This window comes from Pseudomonas sp. NFPP12 (assembly GCF_900103205.1).
Taxonomy (GTDB): Bacteria; Pseudomonadota; Gammaproteobacteria; order Pseudomonadales; family Pseudomonadaceae; genus Aquipseudomonas; species Aquipseudomonas protegens.
Map to the genome: position 1 here is coordinate 391,712 of NZ_FMWW01000004.1, position 18,917 is coordinate 410,628.

Genomic DNA, 18,917 nt, shown 5'->3' on the forward strand with positions numbered 1-18,917 from the left:
AAAAGGGCGAACCCTCACAGGTTCGCCCTTTTTTGTGCGCTAGCGTTTCAGTCGATCAGTGACGCTCCAGGGCATTCACCAGATCGTGAAAGGCTTCACGGTTGGAGTCATTAAGGCCCATGAGGATCTTGTGCGCCTCCAGGACCTTGACCCGCACCACTTCTTCCGACTGATCCTGCGACGGCAGGTCGGTCAGGCATTCCGGACAGGGAATCGGGCGATCGACGATGTTGAACACTTGATCGAAGCCCATGGACTGCAACAGCCTGGTAATGTCTTCGTGGGTGGTGACGACGGTGGGCAACAGACCGACTTTCTGCCGCGACAGGATCGAGAGCTTGGCCAGCAGGCCCAGGGTGGTGCTGTCGATGCTGCGGGTTTCTGTCAGATCGATCACGATCGCCGAAAAATTCAGCGCGGTGAAAATCCGCTCAATAGTCGCATCCAGCGCCGAACACAGGGTCAGGCGCACTTCACCGACGAACTTCAGGACGAAGGTGCCATCCTGCTCGGCGAACTGGATTCTACCGGTACTCATTGAAGGTTCCTGCTCAACACTAACAGGGCGATATCATCCGGCATCTCCCCTAGCGTGGCCAATCCAAAAACTTGCCGCAAGCCATCCAGGCTGCCGCCCGCTGCCCTCACCCGTTCGGGCAAGGCTGCTTCTTTCTCTTTGAGTGTAGGCTCGGGCAAAAGGTCCAGGATGCCATCGGACATCAGCGTCAGGCTGAACACCGGCGGCAGCTCCAGAATGTGGTCTTCGTAGGTGGCCTCGTTGAACAGGCCCACCGGCAAACCACGCCCTTCCAGATAACGCACACTGTCGGGGGTGTACAACACCGGCAACGGCAAGTGCCCGCCAATGCTATAGGTCAACAAGCCAGTCTCCTCGTCGATGACTCCACCGACCATCGTGACGTGTTTGCCCAGCTTACAACTGATCAGGCCACGGTTGATATGGCCTAGCACTTCCGAAGGCTTGAACTCCGGCAAGGTGCCATTGCGCTTGGACTCGAACAGCAAACGGGTGGTCATGAACTTCAACAGCACGGTGACAAAGGCCGACGACGCACCATGACCGGAAACATCCGCCAGGTAGAAGGCCACCCGGCGCTCGTCGACACGGAAATAGTCGACAAAATCACCCGACAGGTACAACGACGGGATGATCTGGTGGGCAAAGTTGAATTCGTCAATCGACCAGGGGCTGGTCGGCAGCATGTTCATCTGCACCTGTCGACCGGCGTTCTGGTCTTCCTGGAGCAGATTGAGGCTGGCTTCGAGCTCGCGGTTGGCGGCTTCAAGCTTCTCTCTGTAACGCTGGTTTTCCAGCAACAGGCGAGCACGATCCAGGGCGCGGCGCACCGAGTGCTCGAGCACGGCCAGATCTTCCAGCGGCTTGATCAGGTAGTCCGCCGCGCCCAGGCGCAGGGCTTCAACCGCATCGTTCATGACGCCCGCACCCGAAACCACGATCACCGGGGTTTGCGGGGACAGTTCGGTCACTTGACGGATAAGCTCGAGACCGCCCATCTGCGGCATGCGCAGATCGCAGATCACCAGATCGGGGTTGTCGCGCTCGAATACCTGAAGACCCTGCTGGCCGTTAGCGGCCTGCAGTACGCTGAAGCCACTGTCTTCCAAATAGGCCGCGAGGCTCGCGCGCACTACTTCGTCGTCATCGATTATCAGCAGCGTGGCACTGGTTTTTTGCATGTGGGCAAACGGCGCCAGAATTAGGTTGGCGTAGGTGCTCTGGCCTGGGGCCTGAGGCACGCTACTGGATTCGCTTTCTAGCCACTCTGCAAGCCAGGCCAGGACCTTGAGCCCTGCACGCCCGACCATCAGAGGTGCCCTTCTAAGGCGCAGACGGTACTCCCATCCGCGGGGCGTTTCAAGCTCATGCCGATGGTCGCCTGACGTCTTTACACCGCAAATCACCGGGAGTTATAAAAACCGCTAAAACCGCAACTCAATCGCAGGATGGAACCCATGAACCAAAACCAGCGTGACTACAGCGAAAAGCGCGATTACATCCGCATGCGGGTGGATGCAGAGGTCACGCTGATCCATCAGGGGCAGGTGATCGAAGCGGTCTGCATCGATCTTTCCAGCAGCGGCATGCAGGTTCAGGCACCACGTTCGTTCCAGGTCGGCGATCAGTTGAGTGTACGTATCGACTCAGAGCACGCAGCCCTCAGGGGGCTGGAAGCAGAGACAGAAGTGGTATGGGTCAACCCACAAGAAGGTGGCGGCCAGAAACTTGGACTTACAATCCTTAAAATGAAGTAAAGATTCCACCCCATGAAAAAGGCGGCCATCAGGCCGCCTTTTCAGTTTGTGCAGGACAGTCGAGCCTAGAAGTCGTCTTCGACCTTGCCGTCCTTGATCTTGAATTCGCGATTCTGCAGGTAGGCATTGCGAATGAAGGTGTATTTGTCACCGCGAATCAGCTTGTCCGCCGAGAGCAGGCTGGCACGGGTATCGACGACATCCACACCCATGGTGATGTTGCGCGCGGGGATGTCATTCATGTAGCGGTAGGGTTCGGTGTAGCTGTCGACATACTTGGCCGGCGCATCACGCAGGGTGCTTGGCCCCAGCAACGGCAGCATCACGTAGGGACCGCTGCCCACGCCCCAATGACCGAGGGTCTGGCCGAAGTCTTCGTCATTGCGCTGCAGGCCCATCTTGGTACCGACATCAAAGAAGCCCGCCAGGCCCAGGGTGGTGTTCATCAACAGTCGCGCAGTGTCGACACCGACAGCACCAGGTTTGGCCTGGAGGATGTCATTGGCGAGGTTGCCGACATCACCGATGTTGCGAAACATGTTGTGGATGCCATCTTCCAGAAACTGCGGAGTGACGGCCTGATAGCCTTGCGCCAGAGGCTTCAGGGCATAAGTATCCAGCGTATCGTTGAAGGTAAAGATGGGACGGTTGATGCTTTCCCATGGATCATCTTCGGCCGCCTGGGCAACCAGGGGAGCCAGCGTCACACCGGCACTCATACATAGTGGAACTAGATAACGGCTCCAGCGCATAGCAGGAAACTCCTTCGATTGTTCTCTCGTGGGGCTATGCCCTGAGGATAAGTTCAGGAGTATAAAGCGGATATGCCGGTTTAGGCAGCATCACCGCAAACCGTCTTCAGCCGGGGTTCAGCCAACCTTGCTGCCATTCACCGTACTGTCACCTGCATGTCATGTTCTGCCGCTAGCCTCCAAGGGTATTTCAAGGACGCTGACATGCCCCACGCCGACGCCTCAGTGCAACCCGCCCGCCCATTGACTGCCGTACTCTTCGGCCTCAGTGGCTGCCTGGTGGATTTCGGCGCGCGGATGCGCCAGCAAGCCACGGACAAACCTGATCCGGAGCAAGCCCAAGCCACACCTGGCGCACTGGAAACGCTGCGGCGCCTGCATCAGCAAGGCATCCCCTGCGCCTGGCTGGAGCAGCTGCTCCCCGCCAGTAGCCGCCAATTGGCTGCCGTCCTGCCGGACTGGATCACGCCGGCACCTCACTCCCCCGCCCCCTGGCCCGCACCCGATGCCTGCTGGCAGGCGCTGATGGCGCTCAACGTCAAAGGCATCGACGGCTGTGTCCTGGTCAGCGGCGAACCCCAACTGCTGCAGTCGGGCCTCAATGCCGGCCTCTGGACCATCGGCCTGGCCTCTTGCGGCTCCCTGTGCGGCATGACCCCCAGCGAATGGCAGGCCCTGAACCAGCAGGAACGGGAATTCAAGCGTGGCAAGGCCACGGTGCAGCTCTTCGGCCTGGGGGTGCATTCGGTCATCGACCATCTGGGGGAGTTGAACACCTGCCTGGCGGACATTGAACTGCGCCGGCTCAAGGGTGAAAAACCCTGACATAAGCCTGTTGATCAGGATCATGCACAGCGCCTGGGAGTGGATTACTCTAAGCCGTGGGCATGGACCTTTGGCTCGACAGCGCGGTCCATCCCTGTGCCTATCAATAAAGGGAGAACGCCATGCCTGCCCGCGAACTGCAAGAACAACTCGACACCCTGCGCGAGCAATTGGAACAGAACCCACCGCTTTCCGAAGCCGAGCGCAACAATCTGCAAGAGCTGATGCAGCAGATCGAACTGCAACTCAAACTGGAGACCGGCACCCAGGACGCCAGCCTCGCCGACGGCGTCAACCTGGCCGTGGAACGCTTCGAACTGGAACACCCGGCGATTGCCGGAACCCTGCGCAATATCGTCCAGACCCTGGGCAACATCGGCATCTGAGCCCCCCCGGTAGCCAACCCCACAAAGCAAAAGCCCCGCTCTCGGAGCGGGGCTTTGCTTTTACTGGCGTACCAACCGGTGATTGGCGAAATCCGCGGTTTCGGTACTGCGGTAAGGGTTGATATCCAGCCCACCGCGGCGCACATAACGCGCGTACACGGTGAGTCTCTCCGGCTTGAGCAAGCGTTGCAGGTCGAGAAAGATCCGCTCCACGCACTGTTCATGAAAGTCCGAGTGCTGGCGGAAGCTCACCAGATAGGCCAGCAGGCTGGCGTGATCCAGAGCCGCGCCCCGGTATTGCACCACCACGCTGCCCCAGTCCGGCTGGCTGGTTACCGGGCAGTTGGACTTGAGCAGATGACTGTGCACGCTCTCCTCCACCACGCGCGAAGCATCGCAGCGCAGCAGTTCGGGGCGCGGGTGCTCATAGCTGTCGACACTGATATCCAGATCATCGATGCACACCCCAGGCAGCGCCACCACGCCTTCGGCCTCGACCTCCTGCAGGCTGCGGATCCGCACGCCTACCGGCTTGCCGGCAGCGGCCGACAGATCAGTGCGCAAGGTGGCCTCAAGGGTCGCCCGATCATCGAACGGCGTCTGGTTCAGCGAATTGAGGTACAGCTTGAACGACTTGGATTCGATGATGTTCGGCGAATCGGCGGGAATGCTGAACTCACCGATAGCCACTACCGGCTTGCCCGACGGCAGCAGCCAGGACAACTCAAAGCAGTTCCAGTAGTCCACACCCTTATAAGGAAGGGTATCGGCACTCAAGCCCAGCTCGGCCCATTTTGCCGCCCGGGGAATCGGGAACAGCAAGGACGGGGTGTAAGTGGAGACGTATTCACTGGACTTGCCCAGCGGCGAATGTTCGGCTGCGGGATGCATGGCGGAAACCTGACTGAAGAATCAGCGGATTCTATCAGCCTTTGCTCCCGCCTTTGAGCCCCGGATGCCTATGGGGTGACCGTCAGCTTGCCCACCATCCCGGCCTGGTAGTGCCCGGGAATGTTGCAGGCGAACTCCAGGTTGCCGCTCTTGCTGAAGGTCCAGGTCAGTTCCGCCTGCTTGCCCGGCTCCACCAGCACGCTGTTGGGATCGTCATGCTGCATGCCATGGTCCATGCCTGCCATCGAGCCGTGGCCCATGGCTCCATGATCCATCGCCTTCATGCCGGTCGGGGTGAGCATGCCGCTCTGCTGCATCTTGAGCATTTCCTGCTGGTGCTCGGCATGCATGGCCGCGTTGCCCAGATTGAACTCGTGCAGCAACTGCCCCTTGTTGATCAGCACGAATCGCACCGTCTCGCCGGCCTTGATCTCCAGGGCCTTGGGATTGAACGACATGTCCCCCATCACCACCTCGACACTGCGAGTGGCCTTGGCCGCAGGCGCCGGCTGGCCAAAATCGTAGGAGCCGGCCGGCGAGGCCCAGAGCGGTGCGCTCAACAGCATCAGGCAGCCCCCCAGGATCGACCGGCTTCGCCACAACAGGTTTTGCATACTCATCATCAGACTCCAACAAGATCGGGATTCAGCCTGTGGCACACTCTAGAGCCCTGCCGCTGCCAGCCAGCTGACATGCAGATTACAACTTTGTCAGCTTGCACCGCCCTGGCCTGCTGCACGGTATAAAGCCCGGGTTCCAACCGCCACGAGTCCCACCATGAAACTGCTGATCGTCGAAGACCAACCCAAAACCGGCCACTACCTGCGCCAGGGCCTGAGCGAGGCTGGCTTCAACGCCGAACTGGTGGCCGACGGCAGCACCGGCCAGCACCTGGCCCTGACCGGTGACTACGCTCTGCTGATTCTCGACGTGATGCTGCCGGGTCGCGACGGCTGGCAGATCCTCCAGGCGGTGCGCAGCGCCGGGCTGGAAGTGCCGGTACTGTTCCTCACCGCCCGGGATGCCGTGCAAGACCGGGTGCACGGCCTGGAACTGGGGGCCGACGACTACCTGGTCAAGCCTTTTGCCTTCTCCGAACTGCTGGCCCGGGTCCGCAGCCTACTGCGCCGGGGCAGCGCCGTGGCCCAGGAAACCAGCCTGCAACTGGCAGACCTGCGCCTGGACCTGATCCGCCGCCGGGTAGAACGCGGCAGCCAGCGCATCGACCTGACCGCCAAGGAATTCGCCCTGCTGGAAATGCTCCTGCGGCGCCAGGGCGAAGTCCTGCCCAAGTCGCTGATTGCCTCCCAGGTCTGGGACATGAATTTCGACAGCGATACCAACGTCATCGAAGTAGCCATCCGCCGCCTGCGCCTGAAGATCGACGACGATTTCCCGAACAAACTGATCCATACCGTACGCGGCATGGGCTACGTGCTCGAAGAGCGCCAGGCCTGATGCGCCGCCTGTCCCTGAGCGGGCGCCTGGCGCTGCTGTTCGCCGCCTGCACAGCAGTGGTCTCATTGTTGGCGGGGGTGTTGTTCAGCCGCGCCAGCGAAGCCCATTTCATCGAACTGGATCAGCAACTGCTGGACGGCAAGCTGCTGGCCCTGCGCAGCGCCTTGCAGGATGTCAACGAGGCCGGGGACTTCCCCCCGCGCCAGGCCAGGCTGCAGGACGAACTGAGCCACCAGCCGGACCTGCAGCTACGAGTCGGCGACGTCAATGGCCAGCTCTGGTTCGACAGCGCCCCCGGCCTGCCCGCCTCTCTGCCTGGCGGTGCCGGCCTGCGCAGCCTGGAGCAGGCCGGCACCGCCTACCGGTTCTACACAGCAGCGCTGAACCCCGCCCAGGCGGCCTCGCCGCAATTGACCCTGATCCTCGACATCACCCATCACCAGCACTTTCTGCAGCGCATGCAACACCTGATCTGGCTCACCGTGGGCCTCTCGGCCCTGGCCACTGCCCTGCTCGGCGCCTGGGCCGCCCGCAGTGGCCTGCGCCCGTTGCGGCGCATGGGCGCGGTGGCCGCCGGGGTCTCCGCCAGTTCCCTGACCCAGCGCCTGCCCCAGGAACAGATGCCCGCCGAGCTGGCGGAATTGGCCAGCAGCTTCAACGCCATGTTGGGCCGTCTTGAAGAGTCGTTTCAGCGCCTGTCGGCATTTTCCGCCGACATCGCCCATGAACTGCGCACCCCTCTGTCGAACCTGCTGACCCACACCCAGGTCACCCTGACCCGCCCCCGGCCGCTGGAGGACTATCGCGAAGCCCTGCACAGCAACCTGGAGGAGCTGCAATGGATGGCGCAACTGGTCAACGACATGCTGTACCTGGCCAAGGCCGACCACGGCTTGCTTACACCCAGGCGCGAAGCGCTGGAGCTGGCCCAGGAAACCGACATGCTGCTGGAGTTCTATGGCCCCCTGGCCGAAGACGCACAGATCGAACTGACCCGTGAAGGCCAGGCCGGCTTTGCCGGGGACCGCAGCATGCTGCGCCGGGCGTTGTCCAACCTGCTGGACAATGCCCTGCGCTTCACGCCGGCCGGGGGCGCGGTCAAGGTGCGCATCAACGAAAGTGCCGGGCACCTGAACCTGAGCATCGAGAATACCGGCGAAGGGATCGCCAAGGATGTACTGCCGCGCCTGTTCGACCGTTTCTACCGGGCCGACCCGGCGCGGCGCGAAGGCAGCAGTGAACATGCGGGGTTGGGGCTGGCGATCACTCAGTCGATCATTCGTGCCCACGGCGGGCAGATCCGATGCGAATCGGCGGCGGGCTGGACCCGTTTCGTGATCGAGTTGCCAAGGCAGGATTGAGGGACTATTCGCCGGCCAGCCGGCTCCTGCACCAATCGGACAGGAGCCGGCGAAGGCGAAGGCGGGTCTCAGGAGTAGCGCAAAGCGTGGGCCGGCTCGACCTTGGACGCGCGCCAGGCCGGATACACGGTCGCCAGGAAGCTCAGAACGAAGCCGGCACCACAGATCAGCACCACGTCGCCGCCCTGCAGTTCAGAAGGCAGGTTACTGACGAAATACACATCGGAACTGAAGATCTGCTGGCCGCTGATTCTTTCCAGCCAGCCCACCAGCTCACTCACGTTCAGTGCCGCGATTACCCCCAGCACCCCACCGATCAGGGTGCCGACGATACCGATCACCGTCCCCTGGACCATGAAGATCGCCATGATCTGCCGTGGTGTGGCGCCGATGGTGCGCAGGATCGCGATGTCCGCCCCCTTGTCATTCACCACCATGATCAAGGTGGCGATGATGTTGAATGCCGCCACCGCCACGATCATCAGCAGCAACAGGCCGATCATGGTCTTTTCCATCTTCATCGCACTGAACAGGCTGCCCTGGGTGTGGGTCCAGTCATCGGCGCGGAAGTCCGCCCCCAGGCCCTTGGCGATATCCGCCGAGACCTTTGGCGCGGCATACAGGTCCTTGACCGCCAGGCGCACGCTCTGCACCTGGTTCGGCTGCCAGTGCTGCATTTCTGCAGCATCGGCCACATGAATCAGGCCCATGGAGCCATCCAGCTCGGCCCCCACCTTGAACACCCCAACCACGTTGAGGCGTTGCATGCGCGGGGTGATCCCCCCCGGTGCGGTGCTCACTTCAGGCACGATCAGGGTCAGCTTGTCGCCGACGTTCAGACGAAAGCGCCGGGCCGTGATCTCGCCGATCACCACGCCGAACTCGCCAGGTTTCAGGTCTTGCAGGCTGCCCTGGACAATATGCTGGGCAACGATGGACACCTTGCCTTCCTGGGCCGGATCGATGCCGCTGATCTGGATCGGCTGCATCGCCCCCTTGTAGGAGAGCATGCCCTCCATCTCGGTAAAGGGCACCGCGGCGGTGACTTCCGGATTCTTCAGGGCCGCCGCGGCCACCGGCTGCCAGTCATCGATGGGCTTGACCCCAACGATAGTGGCGTGGGGCACCATGCCGAGGATGCGCGAGCTCATTTCCCGCTGGAAGCCGTTCATCACCGACAGCACCACGATCATCGCCAACACGCCCAGGGCGAGGCCGATCATCGAGGTCATGGAAATGAACGAGACAAAACGATTGCGCCGCTTGGCGCGGGTGTAGCGCGTGCCGATAAAGATCGATAAAGGTCTGAACATGGGCAAGGCACCCTGGAAAGATTAATGACCCGGCATCGACAGCCCAGCCGCCGACGCCGTGTGCGGGCGCATCAGATGGCGACCAGGTGACCTTCCTGCAGGTGCAGTACGCGGTCCATCTGTCGAGCCAGGTTCATGTCGTGGGTCACCACCAGGAAGGCGGTGCGCATCGAGGTACTGAGCTCCAGCATCAGGTCCTGAATTCCCTGGGCCGTGTGCGAGTCGAGGTTGCCGGTGGGCTCATCGAGCATCACCAGCCCCGGCTTGTTCACCAGCGCCCGGGCAATGGCCACCCGCTGGCGCTCGCCACCGGACAGCTCGGCCGGTTTGTGCTCCAGCCGATGGCCGAGCCCGACCCGCTCCAGCAGCGCGGTGGCACGCTGACGGGCTTCCGGGATCGGCGTGCGGCCAATGAGCAGCGGCATGCAGACGTTCTCCAGCGCGGTGAACTCCGGCAGCAGGTGGTGGAACTGGTAGACGAAGCCCAGGGCACGGTTGCGCAACTGGCCGCGGGCCTTCTCGCCCAGCGCCGAAAGCTCCTCGCCCGCCAGCCAGACGCTGCCCTTGGATGGCGTATCCAGGCCGCCCAGCAGGTTGAGCAAGGTACTCTTGCCCGAGCCGGAAGTGCCGACGATGGCCACTCGCTCACCCGGGTGCAGCTCCAGTTGCAGGCCAGACAGGACCACTACCGATTCCGGGCCTTCCTCATAGGACTTGCCCAGGTCGCGGCAGCTCAGGATTGCTTTTTCACTCATGCCCAACTCACTCATAACGTAGCGCCTCCGCAGGCTGGGTGCGCGCCGCACGCCAGGCTGGATACAGGGTGGCGAGGAAACTCAGGACCAATGCCGCGCCGCAGACCATCAATACATCCTCGGCCATCAGTTGCGACGGCAGGTAGTCGATGAAATACACGTCGGCATTCAGGAATTTGTGGCCGATCAGGCCTTCAAGGGCGGAAATCGCGGCACTCACATTCAGCGCCGCCAGCATCCCCAGCACAGCACCGATCAGGGTGCCGACCACGCCGATCACCGTGCCCTGGACCATGAAGATCGCCATGATGGTCCCCGGCGTCGCTCCCAGGGTGCGGAGAATGGCGATATCGCCCTTCTTGTCGTTCACCACCATCACCAGGGTCGAGATGATGTTGAACGCGGCCACCGCGACAATCAGCAGCAGCAACAGGCCGATCATGGCTTTTTCCATGCGGATGGCCTGGTACAGGTTGCCGTGGGTACGGGTCCAGTCGCGGGCGTAATAGTGGTTCTCACCCAGCTGCTGGGCGATTTCCCAGGCGGTGCGCGGGGCCTGGAACAGGTCGTCGAACTTCAGCCGCAGGCCTTGTACCTGATCCGCCTTCCAGCGGTGCAGGCGACCCAGGTCCTGGAGGTTGGTCAGGCCCAGGTAGCCGTCGATCTCGCCGGCGCCGACATGGAAGATGCCCACCACGGTAAAACGTTTCATCCGTGGGAACATCCCGGCCGGGGTCACCGTGACTTCCGGGGCGACGAAGGTCAGCTTGTCTCCCAGGCCGACACCCAGCTTGGTTGCCGCCTTGTCACCAATGACAATGCCGAAGCTACCGGGCGCCAGCGCGTCCAACTGCCCCTGCTGCATGAAGTGGTCGATGATCGACACCTGCCGCTCCTGCTCAGGGTCGATGGCATTGAGCAGCACCTTCTGCACCTGGCCGTTGTTGGTCAACAGGCCCTGCATCTGGGTGAACGGCGCCACCGCCAGCACTTTGGGGTTCTGCTTGACCTTGTCGGCCAGGCTTTGCCAGTCGCTGATGGGTTCGCCGGATTCGATGGTGGCGTGGGGCACCATGCCCAGCACGCGGGTGCGCATCTCATGATCGAAGCCGTTCATCACCGACAGCACCACGATCATCACGATCACGCCAAGGGCGAGTCCGATCATCGAAGTCAGGGAAATGAATGACACAAAATGATTGCGACGCTTTGCACGGGTGTAACGCGTGCCGATAAAAGCAAACAGAGGTCTGAACATGTCGGGGCTTGTGCAGAGGAAAAGAAGACGTCCTTGTGGCGGGGCCTGGTAAGCAGCTTTACACTCAGATCACTGCCTCTACCATGGGTTCGCCATGTCGACATTAGATGAAGAAGATCGCCGCGAATACTACCGTATCGAGGACACGATCGCACTGGAAATTAGCCCCTTGTCCGCCCTCGACGCGGCGAGCAAGGAAGTGTTGCAGGATGAGTCCCCACTGTTCAATCTGCTCAGTGAACTGCACCTGAGTGAATTCGAATCCCAGCATCTGCTGCGCCAGGTCAGCGAGCGCGATCGCACCCTGGCCAGCTACCTCAAGGCCATGAACAAACGCATCGACCTGCTCAGCCAGGTGGTGGCGCAAACGGTGTTCGGCAAGTTCGGCGAGCCGCAGCGGGTCATTCTGTCCGAGGGCGGCATCGAATTCAGCCATCACCAGTGCTACCCAACCGGCAGCCACCTGGCGGTGAAGCTGTTGCTGATGCCGCAGGCCCTGGGCCTGCTGCTGCGGGCCAAGGTCACCCACTGCGAGCCCCAGAGCTTTGGCACCTTCGAGATCGGCACCGAGTTCGAAGCATTGACCGATGCCCAACGCCAGCTGCTGGCGCGCTATATCCTGCAGAAACAGGCCCAGCAACGCCGCCAGGCCCGGGAGCAGAGCGACCCCGCCGCCGGCTGAGCAATACGCCCGACCCTCTCTTAAGGAACAACATCCGTGAAGGAGCAATTGTGACCCTGATCTATGGCCATCGCGGCGCTAAAGGCGAAGCACCGGAAAATACCCTGACCAGCTTTCAGGAGTGCCTCAAGCACGGCGTGCGTCGTTGCGAGCTCGACTTGCACCTGTCCATGGACGGCGAGTTGATGGTGATCCACGACCCGACCCTCAAGCGCACCACAGACCGGCGCGGCAAAGTGGTGGAGCATTCCGCCGCCGAGCTGGTGACCTACGACGCGCGCAAGGGCGGCCCGGGCTGGGTCAACCCCTGCCCCATTCCGCGCCTGGAAGAGCTGTTCGAGAAATGCGACTTCGAGCACTGGCAGCTGGAGGTCAAGAGCGCCTCGCGCACTCGCGCCGCCACCACAGTGCTGGCGATTCGCGAAATGGCCCAGCGTTTCGGCCTGCTGGACAAGGTCACCGTGACCTCAAGTTCTCGGGAAGTATTGAAGGCCGCCGTGGAGCTGACCCCGGACCTGTCCCGCGGACTGGTAGCCGAATACGCCTGGCTCGACCCATTGAAGGTCGCCCAGAGCTATGGCTGCGAGATTCTGGCGTTGAACTGGACGCTGTGCACCCCAGAGCGTCTGCAACGGGCGCAGCGTCAGGGCTTGCATGTGTCGGTATGGACGGTCAACGAGCCTGCGCTGATGCGCAGGCTCGCCGACTTCGGCGTAGATAGCCTGATTACAGACTTTCCCGGTTTGGCCAGCGCCACCCTCGAGAATCGCTGAAATCGGTCTCCCCGGCCGGCTCAGGCCACCGGCCGGAGCCGCTCAAAAAAGCCGGTTGAGGCCATCGTATGCCGCTACCCGATAGGCTTCGGCCATGGTCGGGTAGTTGAAGGTGGTGTTGACGAAGTACTTCAGGGTGTTGAGCTCGCCCGGCTGGCTCATGATCGCCTGGCCGATGTGCACGATCTCCGAAGCCTGGTAGCCGAAGCAATGGACGCCGAGGACTTCCAGGGTTTCCCGGTGGAACAGGATCTTCAGCATGCCTTGAGGCTCGCCGGCGATCTGCGCACGGGCCATGCCCTTGAAGAACGCCTTGCCCACCTCGTAAGGCACCTTGGCCTGGGTCAGTTCCTGCTCGTTCTTGCCGATGGAGCTGATCTCGGGAATGGTGTAGATCCCGGTCGGCACGTCGTTGACGAAGCGCCAGCTGCCGTTGTCGACAATGCTGCCGGCCGCGGAACGACCCTGGTCGTGGGCGGCACTGGCCAGGCTCGGCCAGCCGATCACGTCACCGGCCCCGTAGATGTTCGGCACGCAGGTGCGGTAGTTCTCGTCGACTTCGATCTGGCCGCGGCTGTTGACCTTGACCCCGATGTTCTCCATGCCCAGCTTGTCGGTGTTGCCGGTACGGCCGTTGCACCAGAGCAAGGCGTCGGCCTTGATCTTCTTGCCGGACTTGAGGTGCAGGATCACGCCGTTGTCCACACCTTCAACGCGGTCGTATTCCTCGTTGTGGCGCACGGTGATGTTGTTGTTGCTGAAGTGGTAGCTCAGGGCCTGGGAGATTTCCGAATCCAGGAAGCTCAGCAACTGGCCGCGGTTGTCCACCAGCTCCACCAAAACCCCCAGGCCACTGAAGATCGAGGCGTATTCGCAACCGATGACCCCGGCGCCGTAGACGATGAGTTTGCGCGGGGTGTGGCCGAGGCTGAGGATGGTGTCGCTATCGTAGATACGCGGGTGGCTGAAATCGATATCCGCGGGGCGATAGGGGCGCGAACCGGTGGCGATGATGATGTGCTTGGCTACCAGCTTTTCCACCACGCCGTTGGCGCAGACCACTTCCACGGTCTGCTCGTCGGCGAAGCTGCCAGTGCCGAAGAACACGTCGACCCGGTTGCGGGCGTAGTAGCCAGTACGCGAGGCCACTTGCTTGGAGATGACCTTCTCGGCGCTCTTGAGCACGTCCGGGAAGGAGAACCAGCGCGGCTCGCCAATGGCCCGGAACATCGGGTTGGTGTTGAACTGCATGATCTGCCGGACCGAGTGACGCAGGGCCTTGGACGGGATGGTACCCAGGTGGGTGCAGTTGCCGCCGACCTGGCGACGGCTATCGACCATCGCCACTTTGCGTCCTGCTTTCGCGGCGTTCATCGCCGCACCTTCTCCAGCGGGGCCTGAGCCCAGCACCACTACGTCGTAGTTGTAGACAGCCATGCGTACTCCTCAGAACAGGCCGAGACACCCTTCTGGCGTCTCCGGCTAAATCATGCCGCGGCCAGCGGCATGAAGGATCAATTTGGCTCGGTTACGAACCCGGGCACAGTCTATAGAAGCGTCAACGCCGCGCACATTAACCCTTGGTCGCGTCGTAGGCTACTTTTGCCTGCACTACAGGCTGCGCAACAGCGCACCAGGTTATTGTTTTTGCCCGGCCAGCAGCGCATCGAAAGCCGGGTTGCTGCGTGTGACGAAACCTGTAGCGCTGCGCATCACAAAAAATCCGGCGATGCCGTGTTTTTCCGCATAGTCCCAGCCCGCCTCCGGGCCGAGTATCAGCAACAGCGTCGACAGGCCATCGGCCATCAACGCCGAAGGATGAATCACCGTTACCGAGGCCAACGGGTGGGCGATGGGTTGGCCGAGCCGGGCATCGAAGGTATGGGAGTAACGCCGGCCGTCCTGCTCGAAGTAATTACGGTAGTCGCCGGAAGTGGAAACGCCAAAACCATCCAGGGCGATCACCCGCTGGGCTACCTGCTGGTCATCACGCGGCTCTTCCAGCGCTATCCGCCATGGTGAGCCGTCGGGCTTGCGACCCACGGCCTTGAGCTCACCGGTGGCTTCGGCAAGGAAGCTGTCGATCCCCAGTTGCGTGAGCCGGGCAGCGATGCGGTCCACCGCATAACCGGCGGCGATGCTGTTGAAATCCACCTCCACCGGCGCATCCTTGCACAGCTCCTGCCCTTCGATACGCAGGTGAGCGTGCCCTACCCGCTGCCGCACCTCAGCCAGGGCTGACGCGCCGGGAACCTTTTCCTCGCGCCCCTGAGGGCCAAAACCCCAGAGATCCAGCAGCGGTTCCACCGTCAGGTCGAAGGCGCCGTCGCTGTCCCGGGACAACTGCTCACCCACTCGCACCAGTTGCAACACCGGCTCCGGCATCGGCTGGCAGCTATCAGCGGGCAAGGCGTTGAAACGCTCGATGTCCGAATCGCTGCGATAGGTGGACATCTGCCCGTCGACCTCGGCCAGAATCCCCTCGACCTCAGCCTGTACCAGGGACGGCGCCGGCCCCTGGGCGTGACGCACATACTGCACCGACCAGGTGCTGCCCATGGTCGGCCCGGAGAGGCTTTCCAGGCGCTCGCCGCCACAACCGGCCAACAGCACCAGCGCGGCGTACAAAGCGCTCCATCGCGATCGTTGCTTACCCGACAAGGCGTTCCTCCCGATCAACCGCCCTGCTGGGCCAGCTGGCAGTGCAAATGGCCATTATGCGACAGACGGAGGCCGCCTGCCCGGCGTCCCACCGCCTTGGCTACGGGCAGAACCTTGATCTAGAGCCGCCCTGCCACCCCAAGAGTTTTTGTTGCCGGATGGCTTTCATACACATATCGTTACAAAACTGTTCAGCGCGCAGCCTCGAGCCCCGACTTTGCAGTAAGGGACGCATAACGACCAGGGATTGCTAACAAGACAGCCAAAGTGAGTGAAAAAAATGTCCACGACCACGGGCAAAGGCAAGGCGATCTTTCGCGTTGTCAGCGGCAACTTTCTCGAGATGTTCGACTTCATGGTCTACGGCTTCTACGCCACGGCGATTGCCAAGACCTTCTTTCCTGCGGATAGCGCCTTCGCCTCGTTGATGCTGTCCCTGGCGACCTTTGGCGCGGGCTTCCTGATGCGCCCCCTGGGAGCGATTTTCCTCGGTGCCTACATTGACCGTCACGGCCGTCGCCAAGGCCTGATCATTACCCTGGCACTGATGGCCGCGGGCACCGTGCTGATTGCCTGCGTGCCGGGCTACGCCACCCTTGGCGTCGCCGCGCCCTTGCTGGTGCTGCTGGGTCGCCTGCTGCAGGGCTTTTCCGCCGGCGTCGAGCTGGGCGGGGTGTCGGTGTACCTGGCCGAAATCTCCACGCCGGGCCGCAAGGGCTTCTTCGTCAGCTGGCAGTCGGCCAGCCAACAGGCCGCAGTGGTCTTCGCCGGCCTGCTGGGCGTAGGCCTGAACCACTGGCTGAGCCCCGAGCAAATGGGTGACTGGGGCTGGCGCGTGCCGTTCCTGGTGGGCTGCATGATTGTTCCGGCGATCTTCATGATCCGTCGCTCCCTGGAAGAGACCCCTGAGTTCCAGGCCCGCAAGCATCGCCCTTCGCTGCAGGAAATCGTCCGTTCCATCGGCCAGAACTTCGGCATCGTCATCGCTGGCATGGCTCTGGTGGTGATGACCACCGTCTCCTTCTACCTGATCACCGCCTACACCCCGACCTTCGGCAAGGCCGAACTGCACCTGTCGGACTTCGACGCCCTGCTGGTAACCGTGTGCATCGGCCTGTCGAACTTCTTCTGGCTGCCGGTCATGGGGTCGCTGTCGGACAAGATCGGCCGCAAGCCGCTGCTGCTGGGGGCGACCATCCTGGCGATCTTCACGGCTTATCCGGCATTGTCCTGGCTGGTGGCCAACCCCAGCTTCAGCCACCTGCTGATCGTCGAGCTGTGGCTGTCTTTCCTCTATGGCTCGTACAACGGCGCGATGGTGGTGGCCCTGACTGAAATCATGCCGGTGGAAGTGCGCACCACGGGTTTCTCCCTGGCCTACAGCCTGGCGACTGCCACCTTCGGCGGCTTTACCCCGGCGGCCTGTACCTACCTGATCCACGTCCTGGGCAACCAGGCGGCACCGGGCATCTGGCTCAGTGGCGCGGCGGTGCTGGGGCTGGTGGCTACCCTGGTGCTGTTCCGCGGTAATCGCCACGAACTGCGTACCGCGCAAGCGGCAACAGCGCGCGGCGCCTGAGACAAAAGCTTCGCTGGCAAGCCAGCTCCTACGGTTGCGCCGACCTGGCTTGCCGGCGCAAGCCACAAACAAAAACGCCCCGACAAGTCGGGGCGTTTTCATTTCAGCAGTCGCTTAGCGTGGGAACGCTGGCGGGTTGACCCCGGCCATGTCTTCCATCACGCGCACTACCTGGCAGCTGTAACCGAACTCGTTGTCGTACCAGACGTACAGAACAACGCGGTTGTCCTGGACGATGGTCGCTTCAGCGTCGACCACACCGGCGTGACGCGAGCCCACGAAGTCGGTGGACACCACTTCCTGCGAGTTGACGAAGTCGATCTGCTTGTGCAGGTCGGAGTGCAGCGCCATGTAGCGCAGGTACTCGTTCATCTCTTCACGGGTGGCGGCTTTCTCGAGGTTCAGGTTGAGAATGGCCATCGACACGTTTGGCGTCGGAACGCGGATCGCGTTACCGGTCAGCTTGCCGGCCAGCTCAGGCAGGGCCTTGGCAGCAGCAGTAGCAGCACCGGTCTCGGTGATCACCATGTTCAGCGCGGCGCTACGGCCACGGCGATCGCCCTTGTGGAAGTTGTCGATCAGGTTCTGGTCGTTGGTGTACGAGTGAACGGTTTCGACGTGACCGTTGATGATGCCGAACTTGTCATTCACAGCCTTCAGCACCGGCACGATGGCGTTGGTGGTGCAGGAAGCGGCGGACACGATCTTGTCGTCAGCGGTGATTTCGTTGTGGTTGATACCGTGAACGATGTTCTTCAGCTTGCCTTTGCCTGGCGCGGTCAGAACAACGCGATCGATACCCGGGCAGGCCAGGTGCTGGCCCAGACCGTCGGCGTCACGCCATACACCGGTGTTGTCCACCAGCAGAGCGTCCTTGATGCCGTACTGGGTGTAGTCCACTTCGGTCGGGTTCTTCGCGTAGATGACCTGGATCAGGTTACCGTTGGCGGTGATGGTGTTGTTTTCTTCGTCGATGGTGATGGTGCCGTTGAACGAACCGTGCACCGAGTCGCGACGCAGCAGGCTGGCGCGCTTGGTCAGGTCGTTTTCGGCGCCCTTGCGCACCACGATGGCGCGCAGACGCAGGCCGTCGCCACCACCGGTTTTTTCGATCAGGATGCGCGCCAGCAGACGGCCGATACGACCGAAGCCGTACAGGACTACGTCAGTGCCTTTGCGGGCCGAAGCATTTTGCTGGCCAACCACATCAGCCATTTCTTCGCGAACGAACTGCTCGGCGCTGCGGCCATTGCCTTCGTTACGGAATTTGAACGCCAACTTGCCCAGGTCTACCGATGCCGCGCCGAGCTTGAGCTCGCTCATGGCTTTAAGCAGAGGGAATGTTTCGTGGACGGAGAGTTCGCTATCGTCGGAGGAACGGTGGCGAGCAAAGCGGTGAGCTTTGAGAATCGCGATGACAGACTGGTTGATCAGGCTGCGGCCATAGATCGAGCTCACCACGTTGTTATTGCGGTAGAGCTGACCGATAAGCGGAATCATCGCTTCTGCGAGTGCTTCACGGTCGATCCATTCACCAAGACACTGGTCGGGCTTCTGAGTCACGGGAACCTTCCACATGTAGGGGCAGAAAAAAGGGGCTACATTATGCCGCCCAGTTCCTGTCGTAGCAATGCGCGCCTGTCGTGCGGAACGTAACAAAAAGCCCTTGCAAAAAAACACCACTGTGCTGGAGACCAGTAAAACCGCGGCTTCCAGCAGCGTCAATTTTTTGGACATCACACCAGCCTGTCTGTAACCCTCCGTAACACCAGCCGCAATCGGCACTACATTTCAGGTCAAGAAGCGCATTTTGTTGTCATAGCCACTACATTTGCCCCAACCAGCGTATTAGACGCATCAGCCACTGACAGTGGCTGCCCGGGGCCGTTACAATTACCGACTTTGTCGCAACGCTTGGAGCTTGACCG

The 18,917-nt window shown here is 61.7% G+C and carries 19 protein-coding genes; 8 read left to right on the forward strand and 11 right to left on the reverse strand.

Going from position 1 to position 18,917, the window contains the following annotated elements; translation table 11 throughout:
* Positions 1-55 precede the first annotated feature (55 nt).
* Both rssC and rssB read right to left on the reverse strand, forming a co-directional pair.
* A complete protein-coding gene (gene rssC / locus BLS75_RS18905) occupies positions 56-538 on the reverse strand; it encodes an anti-sigma factor antagonist RssC (RefSeq protein ID WP_003218919.1) in 483 nt (160 codons plus the stop codon).
* Positions 535-1,719 carry a two-component system response regulator RssB gene (gene rssB / locus BLS75_RS18910; RefSeq protein WP_026020041.1) on the reverse strand — a complete coding sequence of 395 codons (1,185 nt, stop codon included), beginning with the start codon at positions 1,717-1,719 and terminating at the stop codon, positions 535-537. The genes rssC and rssB overlap by 4 nt, the downstream gene beginning before the upstream one ends.
* Before the next feature lie 276 nt (positions 1,720-1,995).
* Between rssB and BLS75_RS18915 the strand changes: the two genes are divergently transcribed.
* Complete coding sequence (locus BLS75_RS18915) at positions 1,996-2,295, forward strand: PilZ domain-containing protein (protein ID WP_011060291.1); 300 nt, start codon at positions 1,996-1,998, stop codon at positions 2,293-2,295.
* A gap of 65 nt (positions 2,296-2,360) precedes the next feature.
* Here the strand turns inward: BLS75_RS18915 and BLS75_RS18920 are convergent, their stop codons facing one another.
* Positions 2,361-3,047, reverse strand: a complete 687-nt coding sequence (locus BLS75_RS18920) for an MlaA family lipoprotein (protein ID WP_072451560.1) — start codon at positions 3,045-3,047, stop codon at positions 2,361-2,363.
* A gap of 204 nt (positions 3,048-3,251) precedes the next feature.
* Here BLS75_RS18920 and BLS75_RS18925 point away from each other — a divergent pair, with 204 nt between their 5' ends.
* On the forward strand, positions 3,252-3,872 hold the full coding sequence (locus tag BLS75_RS18925; RefSeq protein WP_072451561.1) for an HAD superfamily inactivated hydrolase PcrP: 621 nt from the start codon (positions 3,252-3,254) through the stop codon (positions 3,870-3,872).
* Positions 3,873-3,994: 122 nt separating this feature from the next.
* Positions 3,995-4,258, forward strand: coding sequence for a DUF4404 family protein (locus tag BLS75_RS18930; RefSeq protein ID WP_011060288.1), 264 nt, complete (start codon positions 3,995-3,997; stop codon positions 4,256-4,258).
* Positions 4,259-4,318: 60 nt separating this feature from the next.
* On the opposite strand, the gene queF is transcribed toward BLS75_RS18930, so the two are convergent.
* Together queF and BLS75_RS18940 are read right to left on the reverse strand one after the other, a co-directional pair.
* Positions 4,319-5,149, reverse strand: a complete 831-nt coding sequence (queF, locus tag BLS75_RS18935; RefSeq protein WP_011060287.1) for an NADPH-dependent 7-cyano-7-deazaguanine reductase QueF — start codon at positions 5,147-5,149, stop codon at positions 4,319-4,321.
* 68 nt (positions 5,150-5,217) lie between these two features.
* Entirely contained in the window at positions 5,218-5,769 is a 552-nt protein-coding gene (locus BLS75_RS18940) for a copper-resistant cuproprotein CopI (RefSeq protein WP_019093682.1), read from the reverse strand.
* 157 nt (positions 5,770-5,926) lie between these two features.
* Here BLS75_RS18940 and BLS75_RS18945 point away from each other — a divergent pair, with 157 nt between their 5' ends.
* Together BLS75_RS18945 and BLS75_RS18950 are read left to right on the forward strand one after the other, a co-directional pair.
* A complete protein-coding gene (locus tag BLS75_RS18945; protein WP_015634824.1) occupies positions 5,927-6,607 on the forward strand; it encodes a heavy metal response regulator transcription factor in 681 nt (226 codons plus the stop codon).
* Positions 6,607-7,968, forward strand: coding sequence for a heavy metal sensor histidine kinase (locus BLS75_RS18950; RefSeq protein ID WP_072451562.1), 1,362 nt, complete (start codon positions 6,607-6,609; stop codon positions 7,966-7,968). The genes BLS75_RS18945 and BLS75_RS18950 overlap by 1 nt, the downstream gene beginning before the upstream one ends.
* Positions 7,969-8,036: 68 nt before the next feature.
* On the opposite strand, the gene BLS75_RS18955 is transcribed toward BLS75_RS18950, so the two are convergent.
* From BLS75_RS18955 to BLS75_RS18965, 3 genes are all read right to left on the reverse strand, one after another.
* Positions 8,037-9,281 (reverse strand): lipoprotein-releasing ABC transporter permease subunit, encoded by a 1,245-nt coding sequence (locus tag BLS75_RS18955; RefSeq protein WP_011060283.1) that lies wholly within the window; start codon positions 9,279-9,281, stop codon positions 8,037-8,039.
* 71 nt (positions 9,282-9,352) lie between these two features.
* A complete protein-coding gene (gene lolD / locus BLS75_RS18960) occupies positions 9,353-10,036 on the reverse strand; it encodes a lipoprotein-releasing ABC transporter ATP-binding protein LolD (RefSeq protein ID WP_015634822.1) in 684 nt (227 codons plus the stop codon).
* A gap of 7 nt (positions 10,037-10,043) precedes the next feature.
* Complete coding sequence (locus BLS75_RS18965) at positions 10,044-11,294, reverse strand: lipoprotein-releasing ABC transporter permease subunit (protein ID WP_011060281.1); 1,251 nt, start codon at positions 11,292-11,294, stop codon at positions 10,044-10,046.
* A gap of 94 nt (positions 11,295-11,388) precedes the next feature.
* Between BLS75_RS18965 and BLS75_RS18970 the strand changes: the two genes are divergently transcribed.
* Complete coding sequence (locus tag BLS75_RS18970; RefSeq protein WP_011060280.1) at positions 11,389-11,976, forward strand: PilZ domain-containing protein; 588 nt, start codon at positions 11,389-11,391, stop codon at positions 11,974-11,976.
* Positions 11,977-12,026: 50 nt separating this feature from the next.
* The gene (locus BLS75_RS18975; protein WP_015634820.1) at positions 12,027-12,749 is read left to right on the forward strand and encodes a glycerophosphodiester phosphodiesterase; all 723 of its coding nucleotides are present in this window, start codon (positions 12,027-12,029) and stop codon (positions 12,747-12,749) included.
* Between the two features lie 42 nt (positions 12,750-12,791).
* Here BLS75_RS18975 and sthA read toward each other — a convergent pair whose 3' ends face one another.
* Together sthA and BLS75_RS18985 are read right to left on the reverse strand one after the other, a co-directional pair.
* Positions 12,792-14,186, reverse strand: a complete 1,395-nt coding sequence (gene sthA, locus BLS75_RS18980) for a Si-specific NAD(P)(+) transhydrogenase (protein ID WP_011060278.1) — start codon at positions 14,184-14,186, stop codon at positions 12,792-12,794.
* Between the two features lie 201 nt (positions 14,187-14,387).
* A complete protein-coding gene (locus BLS75_RS18985; RefSeq protein WP_072451724.1) occupies positions 14,388-15,362 on the reverse strand; it encodes an FAD:protein FMN transferase in 975 nt (324 codons plus the stop codon).
* A gap of 328 nt (positions 15,363-15,690) precedes the next feature.
* Here BLS75_RS18985 and BLS75_RS18990 point away from each other — a divergent pair, with 328 nt between their 5' ends.
* Positions 15,691-16,989 carry an MFS transporter gene (locus BLS75_RS18990; protein WP_072451563.1) on the forward strand — a complete coding sequence of 433 codons (1,299 nt, stop codon included), beginning with the start codon at positions 15,691-15,693 and terminating at the stop codon, positions 16,987-16,989.
* A gap of 114 nt (positions 16,990-17,103) precedes the next feature.
* Here the strand turns inward: BLS75_RS18990 and BLS75_RS18995 are convergent, their stop codons facing one another.
* Positions 17,104-18,567, reverse strand: coding sequence for a glyceraldehyde-3-phosphate dehydrogenase (locus BLS75_RS18995; protein WP_011060275.1), 1,464 nt, complete (start codon positions 18,565-18,567; stop codon positions 17,104-17,106).
* Between the last annotated feature and the right edge of the window lie 350 nt (positions 18,568-18,917).